The organism is Pseudonocardia sp. D17 (assembly GCF_036984265.1).
Taxonomy (GTDB): Bacteria; Actinomycetota; Actinomycetes; order Mycobacteriales; family Pseudonocardiaceae; genus Pseudonocardia; species Pseudonocardia benzenivorans.
In genome coordinates this window covers 1-17,254 of the sequence record NZ_BPRG01000077.1, presented here as the reverse complement: position 1 = coordinate 17,254, position 17,254 = coordinate 1, and the positions used below count along the sequence as shown (strand labels likewise).

Here is a 17,254-nt window from a genome sequence, read left to right as displayed (position 1 = left end):
CTCCGGTGGCCGCCGAGCTGCGGACCGCGGCGTGGCGGTTGATCGCGCTGCGCGCGGTCGCCGGCCCTCGCAGTGACGAGGGAGTCGCGCAGCTCGCGGTCGCGCTCGCGGCGCTGATCGCCGAGGTCGCCGCCTATCGGGAGAGCCAGCAGTGCCTGGCCCAAGCCGCGGCGGCCCGGCATAGCGCGGACCTGCTGGCGTCGGCCAGCCGTCCACCCGGTCGGAAAGGGGAGACGCCGGCGCGAGGACAGCAGCCCGCTGGCCGGCGGGCGCGCCCGGATGTCGGGCGGTCACGGCCTGGAGCGGCACCGGGTCGGTCGGGGAACGGCGATGATCGGGGGAGACGACGGTGACCGAGACTGCCGAGGTGCCGGTACTGGGACTGGGCCGGGACCAGACCCAGCTGTGGACCCAAGCGCTGATGGGGCTGGCCGGGGTAGTGCGGCAGCGCCGCCTCGAGCTCGGGCGCCGCGCGTGGAACCGAGGAGAGGACGCAGCCCGCGAGCACGACCAGCTCGCCGCCGCCGCGGATCCGCCGGTCCGCACGATGACCGACCAGGAGCGCGCCCAGTTCGAGCGGCGGATGCGCGGCGAGGAGCCGTGGGGTGCGGGGGAACCGGAGCACCGTGACGGCGTGACCCCCGGCGGGGCGGTCAGTGTCACGTTCGGCCCGGCGGACTCGTTCGGGGCCTGGGGGTTGGAGGCGCTCGCGCGCCCGGCTGGCGACCAAAGCCCGGTCCGCACAGTCGTGCGGTGCGCTGACGAGGCCACCGTGCGGGCGCTGGCGGACGACCTGATGGCCGGCGGACCGGAGAAGGTGGCGCGCCTGCACGGCTTCGCCGGTCTGGCCGCGGACCGGGCCCACGCTGCGCAGCGGGAGGGGGTCGACACCGAGCAGCAGCGGCTCGTGCGCGCCGCCGCGGCGGTTCGCGAGGTCTGGCCTGGGGGTCTCGCGGATGCGGTCATCGAGCCGACGCAGGCTCGGCGCCGGGCGGGAGAGTCGTTCAATCCGGCGTTTGGGGCGCTGGCGTGGCGGCTGGCGCAGATGGAAGCGCACGGGGTCTCGATGACCACGGTCCTCACCGAGGTCGGAGCGGCGCGCCTGATGGGGGCCGATGTCGACAACCCCGCCGCGCTCGCGGCGCACCTGGTCGAGCAGATGCTGCCGAAGGACGAGCCGGTCGACCTCGACCTGCGCGCGCAGGCCGAACACCGGGCGGCCCGGTCCGCGGCCGATCCGCCGGGCCCGGACGCGACCCGGCCGGCGCACGCGCACGCGATCGAGCAGGCGCTGACGAAGGCACTGCCCAGTGACGTGCTCTCCAAGGTTCAGACCGCCCGTGGCTACGACAAGTTGCTCGACGGCATCAACGCGCAGATGGACGAGGGACGGACGGTGGACGGGCTGCTGGCGCGTCTACCGGTCGGGCGCATCCGCAACGCCGTCGACCCAGCCAGCTACCTCGCCGCGATCGTCCGCCAGCGGGGCAACCTCACCGAACGGCCCCCCGTGGCCGGAGGCCGCGCGAGCATGGCGAGCCTGGTCGAGGAGTCGCTGCCGCGCGCCACAGCAGACAAGATCGTGGGCTGCTCGGCGTGGCCGCGCCTGGCCAAGAAACTGGCGGACTGGCAGAACGAAGGCGTCCCGGTGAACGAGCTGCTCGCGTCGCTGACGACGACCCAGGTCGACTCCGCGAGGCGTCCCGCGGCGTTCGCGGCCACGCTGCTCACCGGCCGGGCGGAGCGCTCCCGTGCGACGCCGCACGCCGGCGCGACCGAGGTCGACGACGCGGAGCCAGCGGCGGGTCGCGAGCCCGGCCAGGACCGCGGGCCGACGCAACGCCCGCCGGAGGACTCTGCCCGGACTGCGGCCTCCGCTCATCTGGGCTGGACCGAGCAGCTCGACGAGTCCAGCGCGGTCGACCGGGTCGGGTTGGATGCCGCGATCGGGCTGGGAACCGTCGAGCAGGACGCCCGGTTGGCGGCCCGGCTGGGTCGGGCGCCAGCCGCCTCGGCCGGGCATGGTGCAGCTGTAGCAGCGGCTGAGGCCCGGGCCGACCGCGACGAGGTGCTCGCCGGCTATGCCCGCGCGACACCCGACGCCGCGGACACTCCGGAGCGGGAAGACCACGATGGTCAGGTCGACGCGCATGTCCACGACCAGGCGGCGGCCGCGGAACGGGCGAGCGCAGCAGAGCAGCACGGCGCGCAGGTCGCTGCGGCGCTGCGCGCCGAGGTGGCCTACGTGCCCCACGCGGCCGCGGTCGCGACCCGGACCCCGGCAGTAAGGGGTGGTGTAGGCGCGGCTCCGCGACGTCCGCGCCCGCCCACGCACGAGCAGGACCGGACGAGGAGCCGCTGAAATGGCGATCAGCCAGCACGAGATGCGTCAGCTCCTGCACCGCGGCGAGGCCCACGCGCTGATGCCCGAGCACTTCCCGGTCCCGGTCCGCATCGACGGCCTCTGGTGGCAGCTGCCGACCACAGGCCCGGCCGACGGGGAATTCGAGCCCGCGTCGCCCGCCGCGTCCGCGGAGTTCGACCGGCTCGCCGCCAAGCTGACAGCGGCGCACGCCGGCGACGCCGGGGACGCGGAGCCCGGGCGGTGAGCGCGGCCGACGCCCGCGGCGCGGCTGCCGGCGACCTCGCCGCTCAAGCTCTGCTCGGTGCCCTGCTGTGGGAGCCCGCTCGGATCCGAGACGTCGCCGACTGGCTCGAACCGGCCGACTTCGAGCACTGGGCGCACCGCGCGATCTACCAGACCCTGACCGGACTGATCGCCGACCACCGCCCGGTCGTCCTTCAAGACCTCCCCGGGATCCTTGCTCGCGGCGAGTACCACGACGCCCACGTTGATAGCAGCGGCCTCGGCCCGCTCTCGGCGCCGGCCCTGCACACGCTGCTGTCGATGACCCCGGCGACACCAGACCGCGCGCACCGTGGCCGGGGCGGGACAGCGCGCAGCGAGCACGTCCGCTACGCGCGGATCGTGCTCGACAACTCCGTCCGCCGCCACGTCGCGGCCGCGGGCGCGCGCATCGAACAGCTCGGCCGTACAGCCCCCGAACACGACGGCCAGCACGCCCCCGACGTCATGGCCCCAGCGCTGTCGGGCGTGCGCGCAGCCCTGCAGCGGCTGGAAGGCAGAGTCGCAACCTCGCACAGCGGCAGGGTCTCCATCCTCGAAGCCCTGTCAGGAGCGCCACCAGTCGCTGAGCTCCCACCGCCTGCCGAGGCGGCGGCCGGGGTGTCGGCCGGCGCCGCCCCGAAGGCTGCGGCGCCGTCCGGTGCGGAGATCGAACGGGCCGAGCGGGCGTTGGTGGGCGCGTGCCTGGTGTCGCACGAGGTCCGGTCGTGCGCCGCTGAGTGGCTACGACCCGAGGACTTCGCCAACGCCGACGCCGCGCAGACCTGGCGGGTCGTACTCGACATGACCCAGCGCGGGGACCCGGTCGACTTCGTGCTGGTCGCCGTCGAGGTCGAGACCGCACGCGCCGTCGCCCACGCTGCCGACCTCGAACCCGCCGGCTACGACGCACCGACGCTGCACCGGCTGGCAGAGCGCGGCGACCGGCTCGCTGGCCACCGCGCCGCCGACGTGATCGGGCGCGCCGCTCTGCAACGCGTCACGCACCGCGCGCGGACCGAACTCGACAGCATCGCCGGCGACCGCACGGTTGACACAAGGGCTCTGCTGCAGAACGCCCAACAGGCCCTGAACATGGCGCAGCGCACCTCCGAACGGCTCGGTGGCCAGACCGCCCCGTCCATCGCAGCCGCGATGTTCGCTGGGCCGGCAGATGGGGGCCCGCGCGCGACACCGGCGACCGTGCCACCTCCGCGGTTGTCGAGCAACGAGCATGCTCCGCCAGCTAGCCACCCGGCCCGGGGTGGCGCAGTCCGGCGTCGAGGGTAGGACCACCCTGCATGGCAGGGTCATCGTCCGTTCCGCCGCGCCCACCGTTCGACCAGGGTGCTGTCAGCGGCACAGCAACCCACCTGCTACGGCGCGGGTATCTCCGTCCGGCAGAGCGGCGCGCTCGACGTGTGGTGCGCCACCCTCGGTAGCGGGCCAGCCAGTACTCGATGATCAGCGCGCGGTGATGTGAGCGTGGCTGCGGCCCGGTGACCTACCTCCAGGCCGGTCGCCTGCACGCGTGCAGATCACCGGTGCGCCTACGCAACACACAAGACCGCCCGGCGCATCACGACAGCCGTCTGGCTCAGGATTCGTAGGGAGAAGGACGAATTCAGACGCATACAACTGCACTACTTTGCGCAACTCTGCTCACGTTGCGACTCCATTTGGGGGTGGTTACCGGGAAATCGTAGCCAGTAGTCAGCACGCTACTCACCTAGTTCTACCTGCAGTGATTCCCCACTGTCACTCTCAGCTACTTTCCGTAACCAATGGGTGCTGCACGCATGCACCGCACTTCTGCGCGTCAGGGAGTTGTGGGTGCGGGCAGTACGATTGCCCATGTCAGCTAAGCAAAAGGAGGTGATACAGACGATGGCTTGCTGCAGGTGCCACAAAGAGAAGAAGGGCGCCGACCTGACGGTCGCCACCCTTCAACTCATCACGGCCATGTTGCCGGTCGTGATCTTGCTGTTCTCCTAGCAGCCGACACCTCACCGGGGGTCGTAGCCCTTGCCCGGATGCGGCCCCTGGTGAGCACATACGTGACATCAACTGCAACGTCTACGGTACAGCAAGCCGTTCTGGCATAGCACACTACGGCCGGGTGAGCACGAGCCGCGTACCCATTGGGGTCCAGCGTTGTGCGGCCACCTGGAATCGGCCCTCAAGGTGGGGCTGAATCATGATCAGGAAGTCGCTCACCTCGATGTCGACCCGGCTCGGACCGACAACCCGGAAGGCCGCAGCGGCGTCGGCAGTCGCTCCAGACGCGGTGGCCTCCTGGGCGCGGTTGGCAAGGGCGAGCCCCTCTTCCGCGCCGAGCAAGGTGAACAGACCCTTGACGACGCCTACGAATTGATCTTCATAGCGCGCCTCGCCGTCCTCGATCACCTGGAACCGCAGCACATGCGGTCGGAAGCTGCGGCACGGGCCCAGAGGCCCTACGCGGCCGACCTCGGACGAGTTCGATCAGGAGGCCAGACCGGCGCGGGCCTGCGCCTGGCACTGGGCGGTGGTCTGGCCGGTCTGCTCGCGGCAGGCCTGCAGCGCGGCGTCGCTGACGGCGCTGCGTTCGGCGTCCAGTTTGCGCTGGTAGTCGCGGGCCGCCTTTTCCTTGGCGGCGTTCAGGGCCGGGCAGGACTTATTCGTGATCGTGTTCGGGTGGGCGGGGTCGCCGAATTTCGCGGGTGCGTCGGGCTCGCACGAGTAGGCGACCTTGGGCTTCGCCCTGGGCTTGGGCGACGTGGGCTGGGCCGGAGCCGACGTGGGCGGTGGCGTGGGGTTCGGGGTGGTGGCCTGCACGGTCGTCGATGGTGTCGCCGGCGCGGCGACGCCGGCGGGCGCCGGCGGGACCTGGTCGGAGCAGGCGGCAGCGAGCCCGGTGGCCAGCGCGCCCAGGGCCAGAGTGGCCACGGCGCGCGCGATAATGGACTCCATAGGGGTGTCGTCCTCGCATGAGCAGGTCTTGCCGACCATTTCGGAGCGCGGCCGTCACCGGACCTTTCGTCCGCGAAGCGTCCTGCGTTACGGGTGCGACCGGGTATCAGCGCGGCCTATCGGTGCCCAGTTACCAGCTGCTGGTGGATCTTCAGTCGCTAACGTGCGAGCTCAACCGCTGACCGAGGGGCGGCGAGAGCGTTACGGTTGGGCCCCGTCCCCCGTCCCCTTTGAAGTCGAGCACAACGGCCTGCTGGTCGTGACCGCGACACCGGCTAGCTGCTCGTCGTCTCGCCTTGCGTGGACTCGGAAGGGCGAGACGACGAGCTATCGTCGATATTGAGCGGCGCGCTACTTCCCCCCGGTCGTTGGCCCTCCTTTTCGCCGTGTCGCCTGCTCGACGGCCCGACGGGCAGCTTCCTTGGCGCGTTGGTCCGCGTGAGACTTTGCCGATGCTGGCTTCTGTACGGCCTGGCGCACGATTGCCGGCGGCTTCTGTGGCGGTGGAACAGCACCCATCAGATTCCTCGCATTCTATACCTTAGGAACAGCGTCCCCATTGACAGTTGTGGCGTTCAGGAGGAATCCCGTGTGCCACAGCTTCCTTACACCACGCGCACTTCTCCTTCTCTTTGCGTGCACGCTCACAGGGGCATGCCATCTCATCGTCTCCTGTCCTCGTCCTCGTCCTCGTCCTCGTCCTCGTCCTCGTCCTCGTCCTCGTCCTCGTCCTCGTCCTCGTCGTCGTCCGGCGCCCGGCGGTGTCCCGGCACCGGGCGGTGCCGCAATGTTGAGGCCGTCAGCTTGGCGTAGTTCAACTACCGTTCTGCGTCCATCTTGAAGAAGGTGTGTCACCGAACCTGGGGGCGGCGCATCATTTTCAACGTCGTCCGTCAGTGGAGGTTTCGCTTCTCGGGAAAGTAGGGCCGCATCTCCTCATACGCCCAGTATGGGGGTAACCGAAGGTAGCGAGCCAGCGCACGAAGGGCGCCGTCAGCGTTCCCCTGGACTGGGATTGTTGGTTCTTCGCAGCGCTTCAGGATGCCGTCTCCCCACTCCGCTTCCCGCATTGAAAACGCACGATAGACGTGGTCGTCAATCCGCTCGATGTAGAACCTGTTGTCGGTCGGTTCGGGCCCCATCTGCGCGACCATGATTTTCTGCCCGAGAGCTAGTTCGATCGTCGTCACTTGGCCCTCTGGGACCTCGACGTCAACGATCCGGTCGAAGGTAGCCCGAAGATCGCCACGTGTCTCGAACCATCGGTCAGCCTCGTACCCGGTGAGATGGTGGCTTGAAAGTCCGCGATCGTACATCAACTGCAATCCGGCATCCAGCATGTCTAAGTAGAGAGGTTCCTTGATGTTGCCATCAAATTCAGCTACTACGCGGCTACCGCCGAATCGGGCGAAGAGGTCGTCGCCGGCCGCTGTGTGTATCTCGGCAATGGCTTGTTCGAGGTTGCTTTGATAGGCAGGCAGGAACTTGCTGTAGAAGTTGCTCCAATCAAAGCGGGGGTCGTCAACGTGGACGCCTTTGGCGCGTGCTGCGAGGGAAGCGTGTCCCAAGTCGCCGAGCTGGCTCAGAATTACATCTGGAACTATCCCCGAAGAATTGCGTTTTGAGAACCAGGCCACCGCTGTCGCCTCCCAGGATTCGCCTCTGTCAGGCTGAGGAAACCACCTCGTCCATGCGAGGTCTTATTTCGGATCGACCGGCTATGAAGCCAATTCGCGCGCTATAGCTTTCTTGCGGCTATTGACCGAACCTGCAAAGTTGATAAGCGCAACGAATCGTTGGTTGTAGTCCGAGGCCCACATGTCAACGGCTGACCCGCCAGCTGGGAGGGCGTGGACGTCAATTGACATGGTGATGCCGCCGTCCTTGCCTCGTCTGCGCATGTTGAACGCTCCCGGACCAGACGTTGCGGTCCACAGGGCACTCCGCGCGCCGGAGAATGCCTGTTGGACGACCTGAGCAGCTTCCTGCGGGGCGCGCGGAGTCTCCACCCGCGTCGTCGTGCGCGCGTTGCCGGATGCGACGTACTGCCAGATGAAGACCGCGATGAACAACAGAACCAATATGAGCAGCAGCGAGGTTCCCGAGTCCAAGTTGATCTCCTTCATATGTGTGGGATGAGCTGTCCCTCTGTGCATGTCGGCGTCGAGAGAAGTGGGGGACTGCGGACACTGCGATGGTGTTCGCTCTGATCCAGAGACCCGTTACAGCGGACGACGCTCAGTCACGACCATATGGCGAGTATGTCCGGTTACGCCCGATTTATGCAGACATTCCGCACCCCGGTGACTTAGCTGAAGAGCGCGTGTCAACAATTCCGGGAGCCGAGGTCTTGTCCATGAACGGTCCTGGGCAGGCACCGTGGGCTCACGGTTTTACGGCTTGGTGCGCAGGCTGTCGCTGTGGCGCACTGGTGTTCTGCTGTGTCGGAACCGGGCGCAGGGGTTTCGGATCACTGAGCCGGCGCGCGGCGGGCTGCGGCTCGGACGGGGGGCGGGGCGCGACGGTGACCGCCGCTCGCGCGGCGGGGTGCTGCTGGGCGGGTCCGAGCTCCTCGGCCACGGTGGGGCTCTCCCCGGTGTCAGGTTCGGCCGGGGGCCGTTCTTGCTCGGCAGCCCACTCGGCCATCTGCCGGTCGAGGTCGCGGGCGACGCGGCGGGCTTCCTCGAGGGCCGTGGCGTGGGGGAAGGGCGCGTCGAGTTGGGCTTCGGCTCGTGCGATCTCCTCGTGGGCGGACTGCATGGCGTCCTCGGTGTCGGTACGTGACTTGTCCAGGCCGGCGAGCCGGTTTTCCATGCGGATGGTCAGGCCGTGCGGTTTGGACTCGAGCAGCTGTGTGCGAGACCCGGTGACCGGACTGCCGTGCAGGCCCGCGACCTGCAGTTGGTAGCCGGTGTGGAGACGGTTGTTGTGGACGGTGGCGTCGAAGCTCAGGCCGCCGAGCTCGGCGACACCGCGCAGGGTGCGCTCGGACCCGGAGGTGGTGTTGCTCAGGGCGAGCAGGAGCCGGTCGGTGAGGGCTTTGCCGGCGTCGGCGCGGTCGGTGAAGGTCTGCCCGTCGATGCGCATGCTGAAGGCCTCGCCGCGTGTGTCGCGGCGGGCGTCGATCGCAGTGGTGAGGGCAGCGACCTCCTCAGTGAGCCGGTCGATCCCACGGCGGTGGGCGTCGATGGTGAACCGGAGGCGGCCCTTGCTGTGCTGGTGGGCTCGTTCGAGTCGTTCCAGGCGGGTCAGCTCGGCGTCGGCCTTGGCTTTGTCCAGCAGCAGCGGATTCCCCGCGGCGAGGGCTTTGACCTCGTTGAACGACAAGGCGGCATCGCCGATGTCCTCGATCTCGCGCATGTCGAGCCGGCCCCGCATGACCTGGGCGATGAAGCTGGCCTTGCGGGCGACGGTCTGCCAGCTGTAGGCGTCGAAGGAGCCCTCGGTGACGTAGCGGTAGATGCCGATCTCGGCGTAGGCGTTGCCCTGGCGCAGGGCCCGGCCGTCGCGCTGGGCAAGGTCGGCCGGCCGCCATGGGCAGTCCAGGTGGTGCAGCGCGATCGCGCGGGCCTGGACGTTGGTGCCGACGCCCATCTTGCCCGTCGACCCGACCAGCACCGCGACGGCGCCGTTGCGGCAGGCCTCGAACAACTCGGCCTTCTCCCGGTCGTTGCGGGCATCGTGGATAAACCGCACCCTTTCCTCGGGCACGCCTCGGGTGGCGAGTTGTGCGCGCAGCTCGTCGTAGGCGTTCCACCCGTCGGGTTTGGGAGTGCTGAGGTCGCAGAAGACGATCTGGAACCCCCCAGGCGTGGGGTGGGGAGTGCCGTCGCGGCGGCTGAAGGGGTCGTCGCGGTGCTCGCGCCAGATATCGGCGATCTTGTCGGCGGCGGCCTCGATCTTCGACTCGCCGGGTGCCATCGGGTGGCCGACCAGCCGCATGTCCAGGGCGGCGGCGCGGCCGTGGCTGGAGATCAGCAGCATGTTGTCCTGCTCGGGGCGCACGGCGCGGCTGCGCACCCGTTCGGCGCGCTCGGCCAGCTCGCTCATGAACCCGACGAGCTCTGCTGAGGCCGGCACGATGACGGTCTGCGGGAGCCGCTTGCCGTCCTCGGGCCGGGCGAACAGCTCCGGGCGCGGCAGGTTGAGGTCCTCGGCTGTCTTGACATCGCCAGAGACCCACCACATCCGCAGCAGCTCGGGCACGTTGTGGAACTTCGCGAACCGCGCCTTGAGCCGCGGTGTGCCGCCGTCGGGGCTGATCTCGATCTCGGCGGTCGTCTGCCCGAAGGTAGCGGCCCAGGTGTCGAAGTCGAGCACGCCCGCGGCCTCGAGCAGGTCCGGGCGTAGGTAGCGCTGCATGACGTGGGCTTCGGTGATCGAGTTGGCGATCGGCGTGGCCGTGGCGAACGTGCCCACCCGCAGGCCGTGGCGGCGCCGCAGGTAGTGCATCTTCATTTCCAGGTCGGCGGCCCGGTTGGAGCCCTCGATCGCTGCGCCGGGGATCCGGCTGGCGGTGTGGAGGTTCTTGAAGTCGTGGGCCTCGTCGACGACGACGTAGTCGATGCCGGTCTGTTCGAAGGTGACGGCCGGGTCGTAGTCCTTGGCCAGCCGTTCCTTGATCTTCTCCTCGGCGTTGAGCAGCCGGGTTTCGAGCTGCTTGAGGGTGTTCCTGCGGCCCTGCCCCTCGCTGCGCTGGCGTTCGAGGGCCTCTCGCAGCTCGCTGAGCTGGGCGTCGAGGTAGTCGGCCTGGGCGGCGGGGGACATCGCGATCCGCTCGAAGGCCGTTCTGGTCATGATGACCGCGTCCCAGTCGCCGGTGGTCACGCGAGCCACGAACGCCCGCCGCTTGTCCTTGACGAGGTCGGCGCTGGATGCGGCGAGCAGCTTCGCGCGCGGGTAGAGCTGCTGGAACTCCCGGGCGAACTGCTCGAGCATGTGGTTGGGGACGACCACGGCTGGCTTGCGCACCATCCCCAGCCGGCGCAGCTCCATCACACCCATGGCCATCTCGGCGGTCTTGCCGGCCCCGACCTCGTGGTACAGCCCGACGGCCGGCTCGTGGATCATCCGTGCGACCGCGGCGAGCTGGTGCGGGCGAGGTTCGAACGACAGCGCCAGTCCCGGCAGGGTCAGCTTGACGTCGTCGTAGCTGCGCAGCACCAGCGAGTTGAACCGGTCGTTGTAGACCCGGGCCAGCTCCGTGGCCCGCTGCGGGTCCTCCCACACCCAGTCGCCGAAGCGTGCCGCGATCTCGTCGGCCTTGCCCTGTGCGGCTACGGTTTTCGCCAGGTTGGTGACTCGTCGCGTTGTCGTCCCGCCTCCGGGTACGGAGACCTCGACCTCGTCCTGGACCACGATCGGGCGCTGCTCGAGCAACGCTTCGGCGAGTTTCGGGGCGGCGTAGTCCTCGGTTCCCCAGGTGCTTGTGGCGGTGATCCCGTAGCAGTCGCCGTCGACCTTCCAGTTCGAGCCGTAGGGGTGCTCGACGGTGAGGCGGCTGTCGTCGAGGAGCTCGCGCAGGAACTGCTGGACGTAGCGAACGTCGATCCAGGACGCACCCAGGCGGGCGACGATGTCTTCGGGCGCGAGGTCGGCGGGGACCACCGCGGTGAGTGCGGCGACGTTGGTCTCAAACCGAGGGTCGTCGGTTGCGGCGGCCCGGGCGATTGCGAGCTTCTCGCGAACCTGTCCGGAGAGGTACTCGGCGCTGGGGATCAGCTTGTTGTCCTGGCCGGGGTCCTCGAATACGAGCGACCCGAGCGCCGCGCGGGCCTGCTGGTCGTCGAGGCCCAGGAGCCGCGCGATTTCGGTGATGTCGACCCGACCGTGGGTGTCCAGGCAGATCGCGAGGGCGTCCTCGGCGGTGTCGGCGCCGAGCTGCGGTGCGCGTGGCGCGACGACGCGCTGGGTGAAGATGTCGGCTTTGGTGGCGTGTTGGGTCGCGGGGTCGAAGTGCTCCAGGGCGTAGACGACCGGCGCGGCCGGATCGCTTCGGAACCTGCCCTGAGGCGGCGCGATCCGCGCCATCACCGGCTCGTCGGTCTCGGGGTTGGTGCGGCCAGTGCGGCGCCAGGTGAAGCGGTTGAGCGGGCCGTACTGGGAGAGGTAGGCGTCGTAGCTGGTGTTGAGCTGCTCGCGGAGCTCGTCGAGTTCGACGGTGTAGTCGAGGGAGGCCGCCTCGGCCTCCAAGAGCCGCACGGCGGTGTCCCGCAGCTCGAGCAGGGCCCGGAGTTCGGGCTCCTGGGTCTTCGGGACCGCGAAGGGGACGTACTGGCCGTCGCTGGCCTGGACGAACTGCGTCCCGTCGTGGTGGATGTGGCCATCGGCGACGTGGGCATCGGCCGGGACGAACGCCGCCGGCCGGGCTGCGGCCGGAGCCGACGGCGCGTGGACCAGGCCGCGGGCAGCGGCCTCCGCGACCGTCGCGGTGAGCCGCTCGGCGAGTAGCTCGGCGGCCGGGGCGTCCGCGACGACGGTCAAGTCAGCGTCACTGAACTGTCCGCGGGTCACGGCGAGGCGCCCGCACACCATCTCCGGTCGCGCGGCGAAGTAGCCGTTGACCCGCACCTGCTTGCCGTCGATCTCGACCAGCTCGGTGAGCTCCCAGGCCGGCGACGTCGAGTCCGGTTCGTAGTCGTCCTCACGCCGACGGAAGATCAGCAGGTCGGTGACCACGTGAGTGCCGGCCGCGCGCTGGTGGGCATCCTCGGGCAAGCGGATCGCGGCGACGAGATCGGCCAACTGAGCCATCTCACGGCGGGCCGCTGGGTTCGCGGCGTCCATGGTGTAGCGCGAGGTGATCAGCGCGACCAGCCCGCCGGGGGCGGTGAGCCGGAGGGACTTGAGGATGAAGTGGTTATGCAGGCTGTGACCAGGCGCGTTGTACTCCCGGTCAGCCAGCACCACCTTCCCGAACGGCACGTTGCCGACGACCATGTCGAAGCTGCCCGCCGGAGCGCGTGTCTGCGCGAACGACTCGCTGCGGATCTGCGCGTTCGGGTAGAGCGCGGCCGCGATCGCGGCGGTCACGGGCTCCAGCTCGACGCCGACCATCTGGGCGCCCGCGGGTGCCGCGCCGATGAAGTTCCCGGAGCCGCAGCCCGGCTCGAGCACGCGGCCTTCGCGGAAGCCGAGCTGTTGCAGCGCAGACCAGATCGGTGCGACGAGGCCGAGGTCGGTGTAGTGGGCGTTGAGCGTGTTGCGCGCGGCCGCTTTCATCTCCTCCGGGTCGAGGAGGTCGGCGAGCTGGGCTCGGGCCCAGGCGAGGTCCTCGCGCAGTGGATCGAACACCTCCGGCACCGCGCCCCAGCCCGACCATCGGGCGAGGATGGCCTGCTCGTCGGCGGTAAACGGCCGGTCGTCTCGAGGAGCGCGCAGCGTCTGCAGCGCCGCGATGTTCGCGCGGACTCGGGCGAGCGACCCTGAGGGAGCCAGCTGGTCCTGGGTCGCGGCACGGAACTGCGCAGCCGCGGACACCAACGGCACCGCGTTGGGATCTGGGTCTGCGACGGATGCCGTGGGCTCGGCGGGACGAGGCGCGGGTACGGCAACGCTGGACTCGTTGGTCGGCGGACGGTCAGTTGGATCGGCTGCGGCGGTGCGCTCGGCTTCCGTTGTCGGTTCGGCTCCGGTATCCAGCCTCGGGGGTGCTGGCGCCCCCGCTTCCGAGGACACGGTGGGCGCGCTTGGCTGCCTCGCATCGTCGCCGGAACCCGGCGCGGGGCCATGAACCGCAGCGGCGGCCGGGGCCGTCGGCACAGCGGTAGCGGCCTCGGTTGGTGGCGGGCTGGACGTCGACGGCTCAGCGGCCGGGCCCGCCTCGATGGTTACCTGGCGTCCGACCTCGACCTCGACCTCGACCTCGACGCCGAGCAGGCGCAGCTGCTCGCGCAGCTCCTGCACCTCGTCGTCGGCGCCGGAGCGGGCGTGGTGCTCGATCATGAGCGCGGTCAGCTGGCGAACCGCCTCGCCGGTGTCGCCGATCAACGCCCGGCAGGTGGCTGCCTGACGACGACACCGCCACACGAGGTCAGTGTCGGCGTCCTGTGCATCCGCGAGATCAGTGGCCAGGTCCCGGAAGACCGGTTCGGCACCGGCGTAGTCACCTGCGTTGAACTGGGTCTCGGCCAGCTCGACGCGTAGCTGCAACACCTGCGGGGCCACCGCCCCGAAGGCTTGCGTCGCCGGGGCGACTGCGGCTGCCAGCACGGTTGCGGCCTGGGAGTGTCGCGATTGCTGGGCGAGGGAGTTCGCGCGCTCCCGTGCCCGCTGGAGCTCGGTGAGGTCGAACCGAGCAGGCGTGGGCGTCTCCCCGGGTGACGGGGGAGTACCAGCGGCTGCTGCCGCCGCCGGTGCCGGCCGCGCTGCAGCGATGATCCCGCGGATCCGTGCCCAGTTCTCCGCGGCTGCAGGGTCGAGCTCCTCGGCAGCGTCGATCAGCTGCAGCGCACGGTCGTGGTCGGCGGTGTCGAATGCCGCGCGCGCGGCCACCGACAGCTCATGCGCGGCGCGGCGCGCCTGCTCCGAACCCGGGACGTGCTTGACCGCGTGCCGCGGCGCCGCGTCGGCTAGCGAGTCGGGGGTTCGGGTGTCTGAGCCAGGTCCGCCCACTCGCGCGGCAGCGTCGCCTGCGGGTTGTCCTCGACGCCGGGCTCCGCCGGGAGCAGCACCAGCTCGCCCAGCACGATCTCCTCGGCCTGCAGCCGCGCCATGTTGAGCCGCCCGAGTTTGCTCATGTAGCCCTCGCCCGGCGGGTCGTCCCCGGCCAGGGTCTGCGTCAGCTCGATGATCTGGCTCTCCACCTGCTCGCCCAGCTCGGTGAAGAACCTCTCCGGCTGCGGGATCGAGGCGAAGCGCTGGGGCAGCCATCGTCGCCAGTGGCTCATCGCTTGGTGGCCGTACCGGTTCATTGCTGGCTTCCTCGAGGTCGACGTCATGGACGAAATTCGGGGCGGAGGCGGTCGGCGGCTCGGACGCGACGCCGTTCGGCGCGACGCCGGTGTCGACGTCCGACACCGGCTCAGCGGGACCACTGAACAGGAAGTCCAGCCGGAGCTGGTCGTCGGCTGGATCGGTCCGTCGACGGCGGCGGCCGGGCACGGCGCTCTCCGTTTCTGCAGCTTATAGCGCTGCGCTGGTGATCAGGGGCGGGTGACGCGGCTCAACCGCAGAGCTGTTCGAAGTCGCGGAAGTAGCCTTCGTCCGGGTCGTCGTGGCCCAGCGCGGTGGCGGCCGGTGCGTGACCGCGGGTGCATCCCGAGAACGGCCCGTAGTCGGCGCACAGCACCCCGAGCTGAAGGTCGAGATGCTCGAAGTAGACGACCATCGCGTTGCCCTCGCCCGAGGTCACGGCTTCGGCCCACGACCGGCGCAACGCCTCGAAACGGGCGATCGCCTCCTGATGCATCCACCACTTCCGGCACCAGTAGGGCGGCCCGCCGGTCTGCGGGAGCTTGCGCTCGATCAGCAGGGCGATGTTCTCCCGGACCCAGTCGACCAGGCGCCGTAGATCCAGCCCCACCTCGACCGTGGCAGGGCCGCCGTCAGGAGGTTCGGTTGCTGCGGGCTCCGGCGCGATGGTCGAGATGGTGTCGACGGGCGCGGCGGCGGCCGCTGCCTCGAGGTCGTCAAGGACGCTGCCAATCTCGTCGACGCGGTCCTCGACCTCGGTGACCCGGGCTGCGAGCGCGGCATGGTCGCCGGCCAGCCGGTAGACGACCGCGGCGAGGTTGTCGGGCTCATCGGCGGTCATTGCTGGGCGTTCCCGAGCGTGCGCTGACGCTCGTGGGTGAGCAGGCGGGCCAGCGGGTTGGCTGATCCGAGGGAGGCGACCGCGGCTTGTCGCACCTGGTCGGCGGCCTCTGCGGCGTACTCGCTGATCGTGTCCGCGTCACGCTCGGCGTACCAGGGCAGCAGCGTGATCAGCCCGGGCCGCCGGCCGGAGGCGATCAGGACCGCCTGGGTCTTGGGCAGCGCGGCGACGTCGGATGCGGCCAGGATCCGGTCGCGGCGGGTCGAGTAGGACGTCGACGACCCACCCCGGCCACGCTGCTCCGACCAGGTCGGGACGTCGTGATCACCGATCAGTCGCGAGACGTGCTCACAGAACTCGGGATCGTGGACGCCGGCCCCGACGAGCTTGATCGTCGCGGCCGACCACAGCTTGTCCATCCCCGAGCGGCCCCAGACCGCGACACCCTGTCCGTAGGACTGCAGGAAAGTCATGACCTGGATCGACATCGAGCCGAAGTAGCTGTAGAGGTCGGGCAGGTTGCGGATCGGGCAGATGTTCGCGGCCTCGTCGAGCACCGCGCGCACCGGCGGGTCGATTCGTCCACCACGGGCGGTGGCCGCCGCGGCGGTGATGCGCAGGAGGTGGTCGACCAGGGCCGCGACGACCGGCGCACCCGTACCGGCGCCCTCGCGGGTCAGCATGTAGAACGTGTCGCCGCCCGGCCCGTGCCCGCCGACGACAAACGACCATGGGTCGAACTCCTCGACCCGGTTGATCCGGGGTGCGCTCGTCCACGTCGAGGGCGGGGTGACGTAGCGGGCGACGGCCTCGGATTCCAGACAGCTGATCGCGGTCAGGGCGGTCTCGTAAAGGCCGCCGCGCTGGTCTGCCGGGGCCTCGATGGTGCCCTGCAGGCCTTCGGCGAGGTCGTTGAATCCGGCGTCCTTTAGCAGCCGGACCGGCTCTTCGCTGCGGGTCGCGAGCCATTGCCGCACGTCGCGCAGGCTGTGGCCGGGGCCGCCGCGGGCGGCCGCGACGAGCAGCTGACCGAGCAGGCGCTCGGCGCCCTTGGTGAAGTACGGGTCGGCGCGCTCGTGGCCGGCGCCGATTGTCTGGGAGAAGTGTGCGACGAGCAGCTGCGCGTCGGCCATGTCCTGGATCGACGTCAGCGGGTTCCACCACCAGGTCTGCTCAACGCCCGAGAGCCCTTGCGGATCCAGCACGTAGGTCCGGCCGACCTGCGACCGCACGCCGACGGTCAGGGTGTAGACGTCCACCTTGTTGCTGGTGGTGATCACCGAGGCGGGCGCGGAGAGCACCGCCGGGACGACCATCGCCGAGGTCTTGTTCGATCGCGGGCCTGCGATCTCGAGCAGCACGTCCTCCTCGGAGGCGTAGAGGTCCTGCTTGCCCAGGCGTCCCAGCCGGATCCCCAGATCAGCAGGGGTCAGTTGACGGTCTGACAGCGAGGGACGCAGGGTCACCGCGCGCTGCTGGGCTCCACGGCCGTGCATATCGCGATAGTCACGTCGCCCGGCCAGCGACGCCGCTGGTGACCCGAGCCGGCCCAGCCGGTCCGACACGACCATCGTGAGAGAGACGGCGCCACCGATGATCGGGCAGCACATCGCGGCGAAGGCGAACCAGAACGCGGAGCGAGAGCCAGTGGCGCCGACCATCGGCTCCAAGGAGCCCGCGGCGATGCCGCGCATCAAGGCCCGCAGGAACGGGCTACCCAGCGCCGGCACCGAGAAGCCGGGCGCCGCGGCGATCAACGCGCTCAGCCAGGTGGTGAGGCTCAGGACGAAACCGAACGCGAGCACGCCGAGAAGAGTCAGCGGAGCCCCGGCGTCATGCAGCCGCAGCGGTGGGCGCGCCGTCGTGCTGATGGCTCTACCTTCCCTTCGCACGGTGGTTCCCGGCAGGGAGCGCTTTCGGTG

12 protein-coding genes are annotated in these 17,254 nt (G+C 69.9%); 4 read left to right on the top strand and 8 right to left on the bottom strand.

The window, feature by feature from the left end; all coding sequences use genetic code 11:
- The 4 genes from PSD17_RS14275 to PSD17_RS14260 form a co-directional block, all read left to right on the top strand.
- Positions 1-353, top strand: a 353-nt coding sequence (locus PSD17_RS14275) for a hypothetical protein (protein WP_339122921.1), incomplete at its 5' end; no start/stop codon positions are given.
- Complete coding sequence (locus PSD17_RS14270; RefSeq protein ID WP_339122920.1) at positions 350-2,362, top strand: hypothetical protein; 2,013 nt, start codon at positions 350-352, stop codon at positions 2,360-2,362. The genes PSD17_RS14275 and PSD17_RS14270, both read left to right, overlap by 4 nt.
- A gap of 1 nt (position 2,363) precedes the next feature.
- A complete protein-coding gene (locus PSD17_RS14265; protein ID WP_158703549.1) occupies positions 2,364-2,609 on the top strand; it encodes a hypothetical protein in 246 nt (81 codons plus the stop codon).
- Positions 2,606-3,916, top strand: coding sequence for a DnaB-like helicase N-terminal domain-containing protein (locus tag PSD17_RS14260; protein WP_158703550.1), 1,311 nt, complete (start codon positions 2,606-2,608; stop codon positions 3,914-3,916). Before PSD17_RS14265 ends, PSD17_RS14260 begins: the two co-directional genes overlap by 4 nt.
- Before the next feature lie 819 nt (positions 3,917-4,735).
- On the opposite strand, the gene PSD17_RS14255 is transcribed toward PSD17_RS14260, so the two are convergent.
- From PSD17_RS14255 to PSD17_RS14220, 8 genes are all read right to left on the bottom strand, one after another.
- The gene (locus PSD17_RS14255) at positions 4,736-5,047 is read right to left on the bottom strand and encodes a hypothetical protein (protein WP_339122919.1); all 312 of its coding nucleotides are present in this window, start codon (positions 5,045-5,047) and stop codon (positions 4,736-4,738) included.
- A 63-nt stretch (positions 5,048-5,110) separates the two neighbouring features.
- Positions 5,111-5,554 (bottom strand): hypothetical protein, encoded by a 444-nt coding sequence (locus PSD17_RS14250; protein ID WP_339122918.1) that lies wholly within the window; start codon positions 5,552-5,554, stop codon positions 5,111-5,113.
- A gap of 686 nt (positions 5,555-6,240) precedes the next feature.
- Complete coding sequence (locus PSD17_RS14245) at positions 6,241-6,396, bottom strand: hypothetical protein (protein WP_339122917.1); 156 nt, start codon at positions 6,394-6,396, stop codon at positions 6,241-6,243.
- Between the two features lie 75 nt (positions 6,397-6,471).
- A complete protein-coding gene (locus PSD17_RS14240) occupies positions 6,472-7,215 on the bottom strand; it encodes a hypothetical protein (protein WP_339122916.1) in 744 nt (247 codons plus the stop codon).
- Between the two features lie 81 nt (positions 7,216-7,296).
- Entirely contained in the window at positions 7,297-7,704 is a 408-nt protein-coding gene (locus tag PSD17_RS14235; RefSeq protein ID WP_339122915.1) for a hypothetical protein, read from the bottom strand.
- 259 nt (positions 7,705-7,963) lie between these two features.
- The gene (locus PSD17_RS14230) at positions 7,964-14,680 is read right to left on the bottom strand and encodes a DEAD/DEAH box helicase family protein (protein WP_339122914.1); all 6,717 of its coding nucleotides are present in this window, start codon (positions 14,678-14,680) and stop codon (positions 7,964-7,966) included.
- A gap of 61 nt (positions 14,681-14,741) precedes the next feature.
- Positions 14,742-15,332 (bottom strand): DUF4913 domain-containing protein, encoded by a 591-nt coding sequence (locus tag PSD17_RS14225; protein ID WP_339122913.1) that lies wholly within the window; start codon positions 15,330-15,332, stop codon positions 14,742-14,744.
- On the bottom strand, positions 15,329-17,137 hold the full coding sequence (locus PSD17_RS14220; protein WP_339122912.1) for a type IV secretory system conjugative DNA transfer family protein: 1,809 nt from the start codon (positions 17,135-17,137) through the stop codon (positions 15,329-15,331). Before PSD17_RS14220 ends, PSD17_RS14225 begins: the two co-directional genes overlap by 4 nt.
- Positions 17,138-17,254 lie beyond the last annotated feature (117 nt).

Excerpts from the sequence above, each read along its gene's own strand:
- PSD17_RS14265 (WP_158703549.1), top strand. The coding sequence starts at position 2,364 with ATGGCGATCAGCCAGCACGAGATGCGTCAGCTCCTGCACCGCGGCGAG.
- PSD17_RS14235 (WP_339122915.1), bottom strand. The coding sequence starts at position 7,704 with ATGAAGGAGATCAACTTGGACTCGGGAACCTCGCTGCTGCTCATATTG.
- PSD17_RS14225 (WP_339122913.1), bottom strand. The coding sequence starts at position 15,332 with ATGACCGCCGATGAGCCCGACAACCTCGCCGCGGTCGTCTACCGGCTG.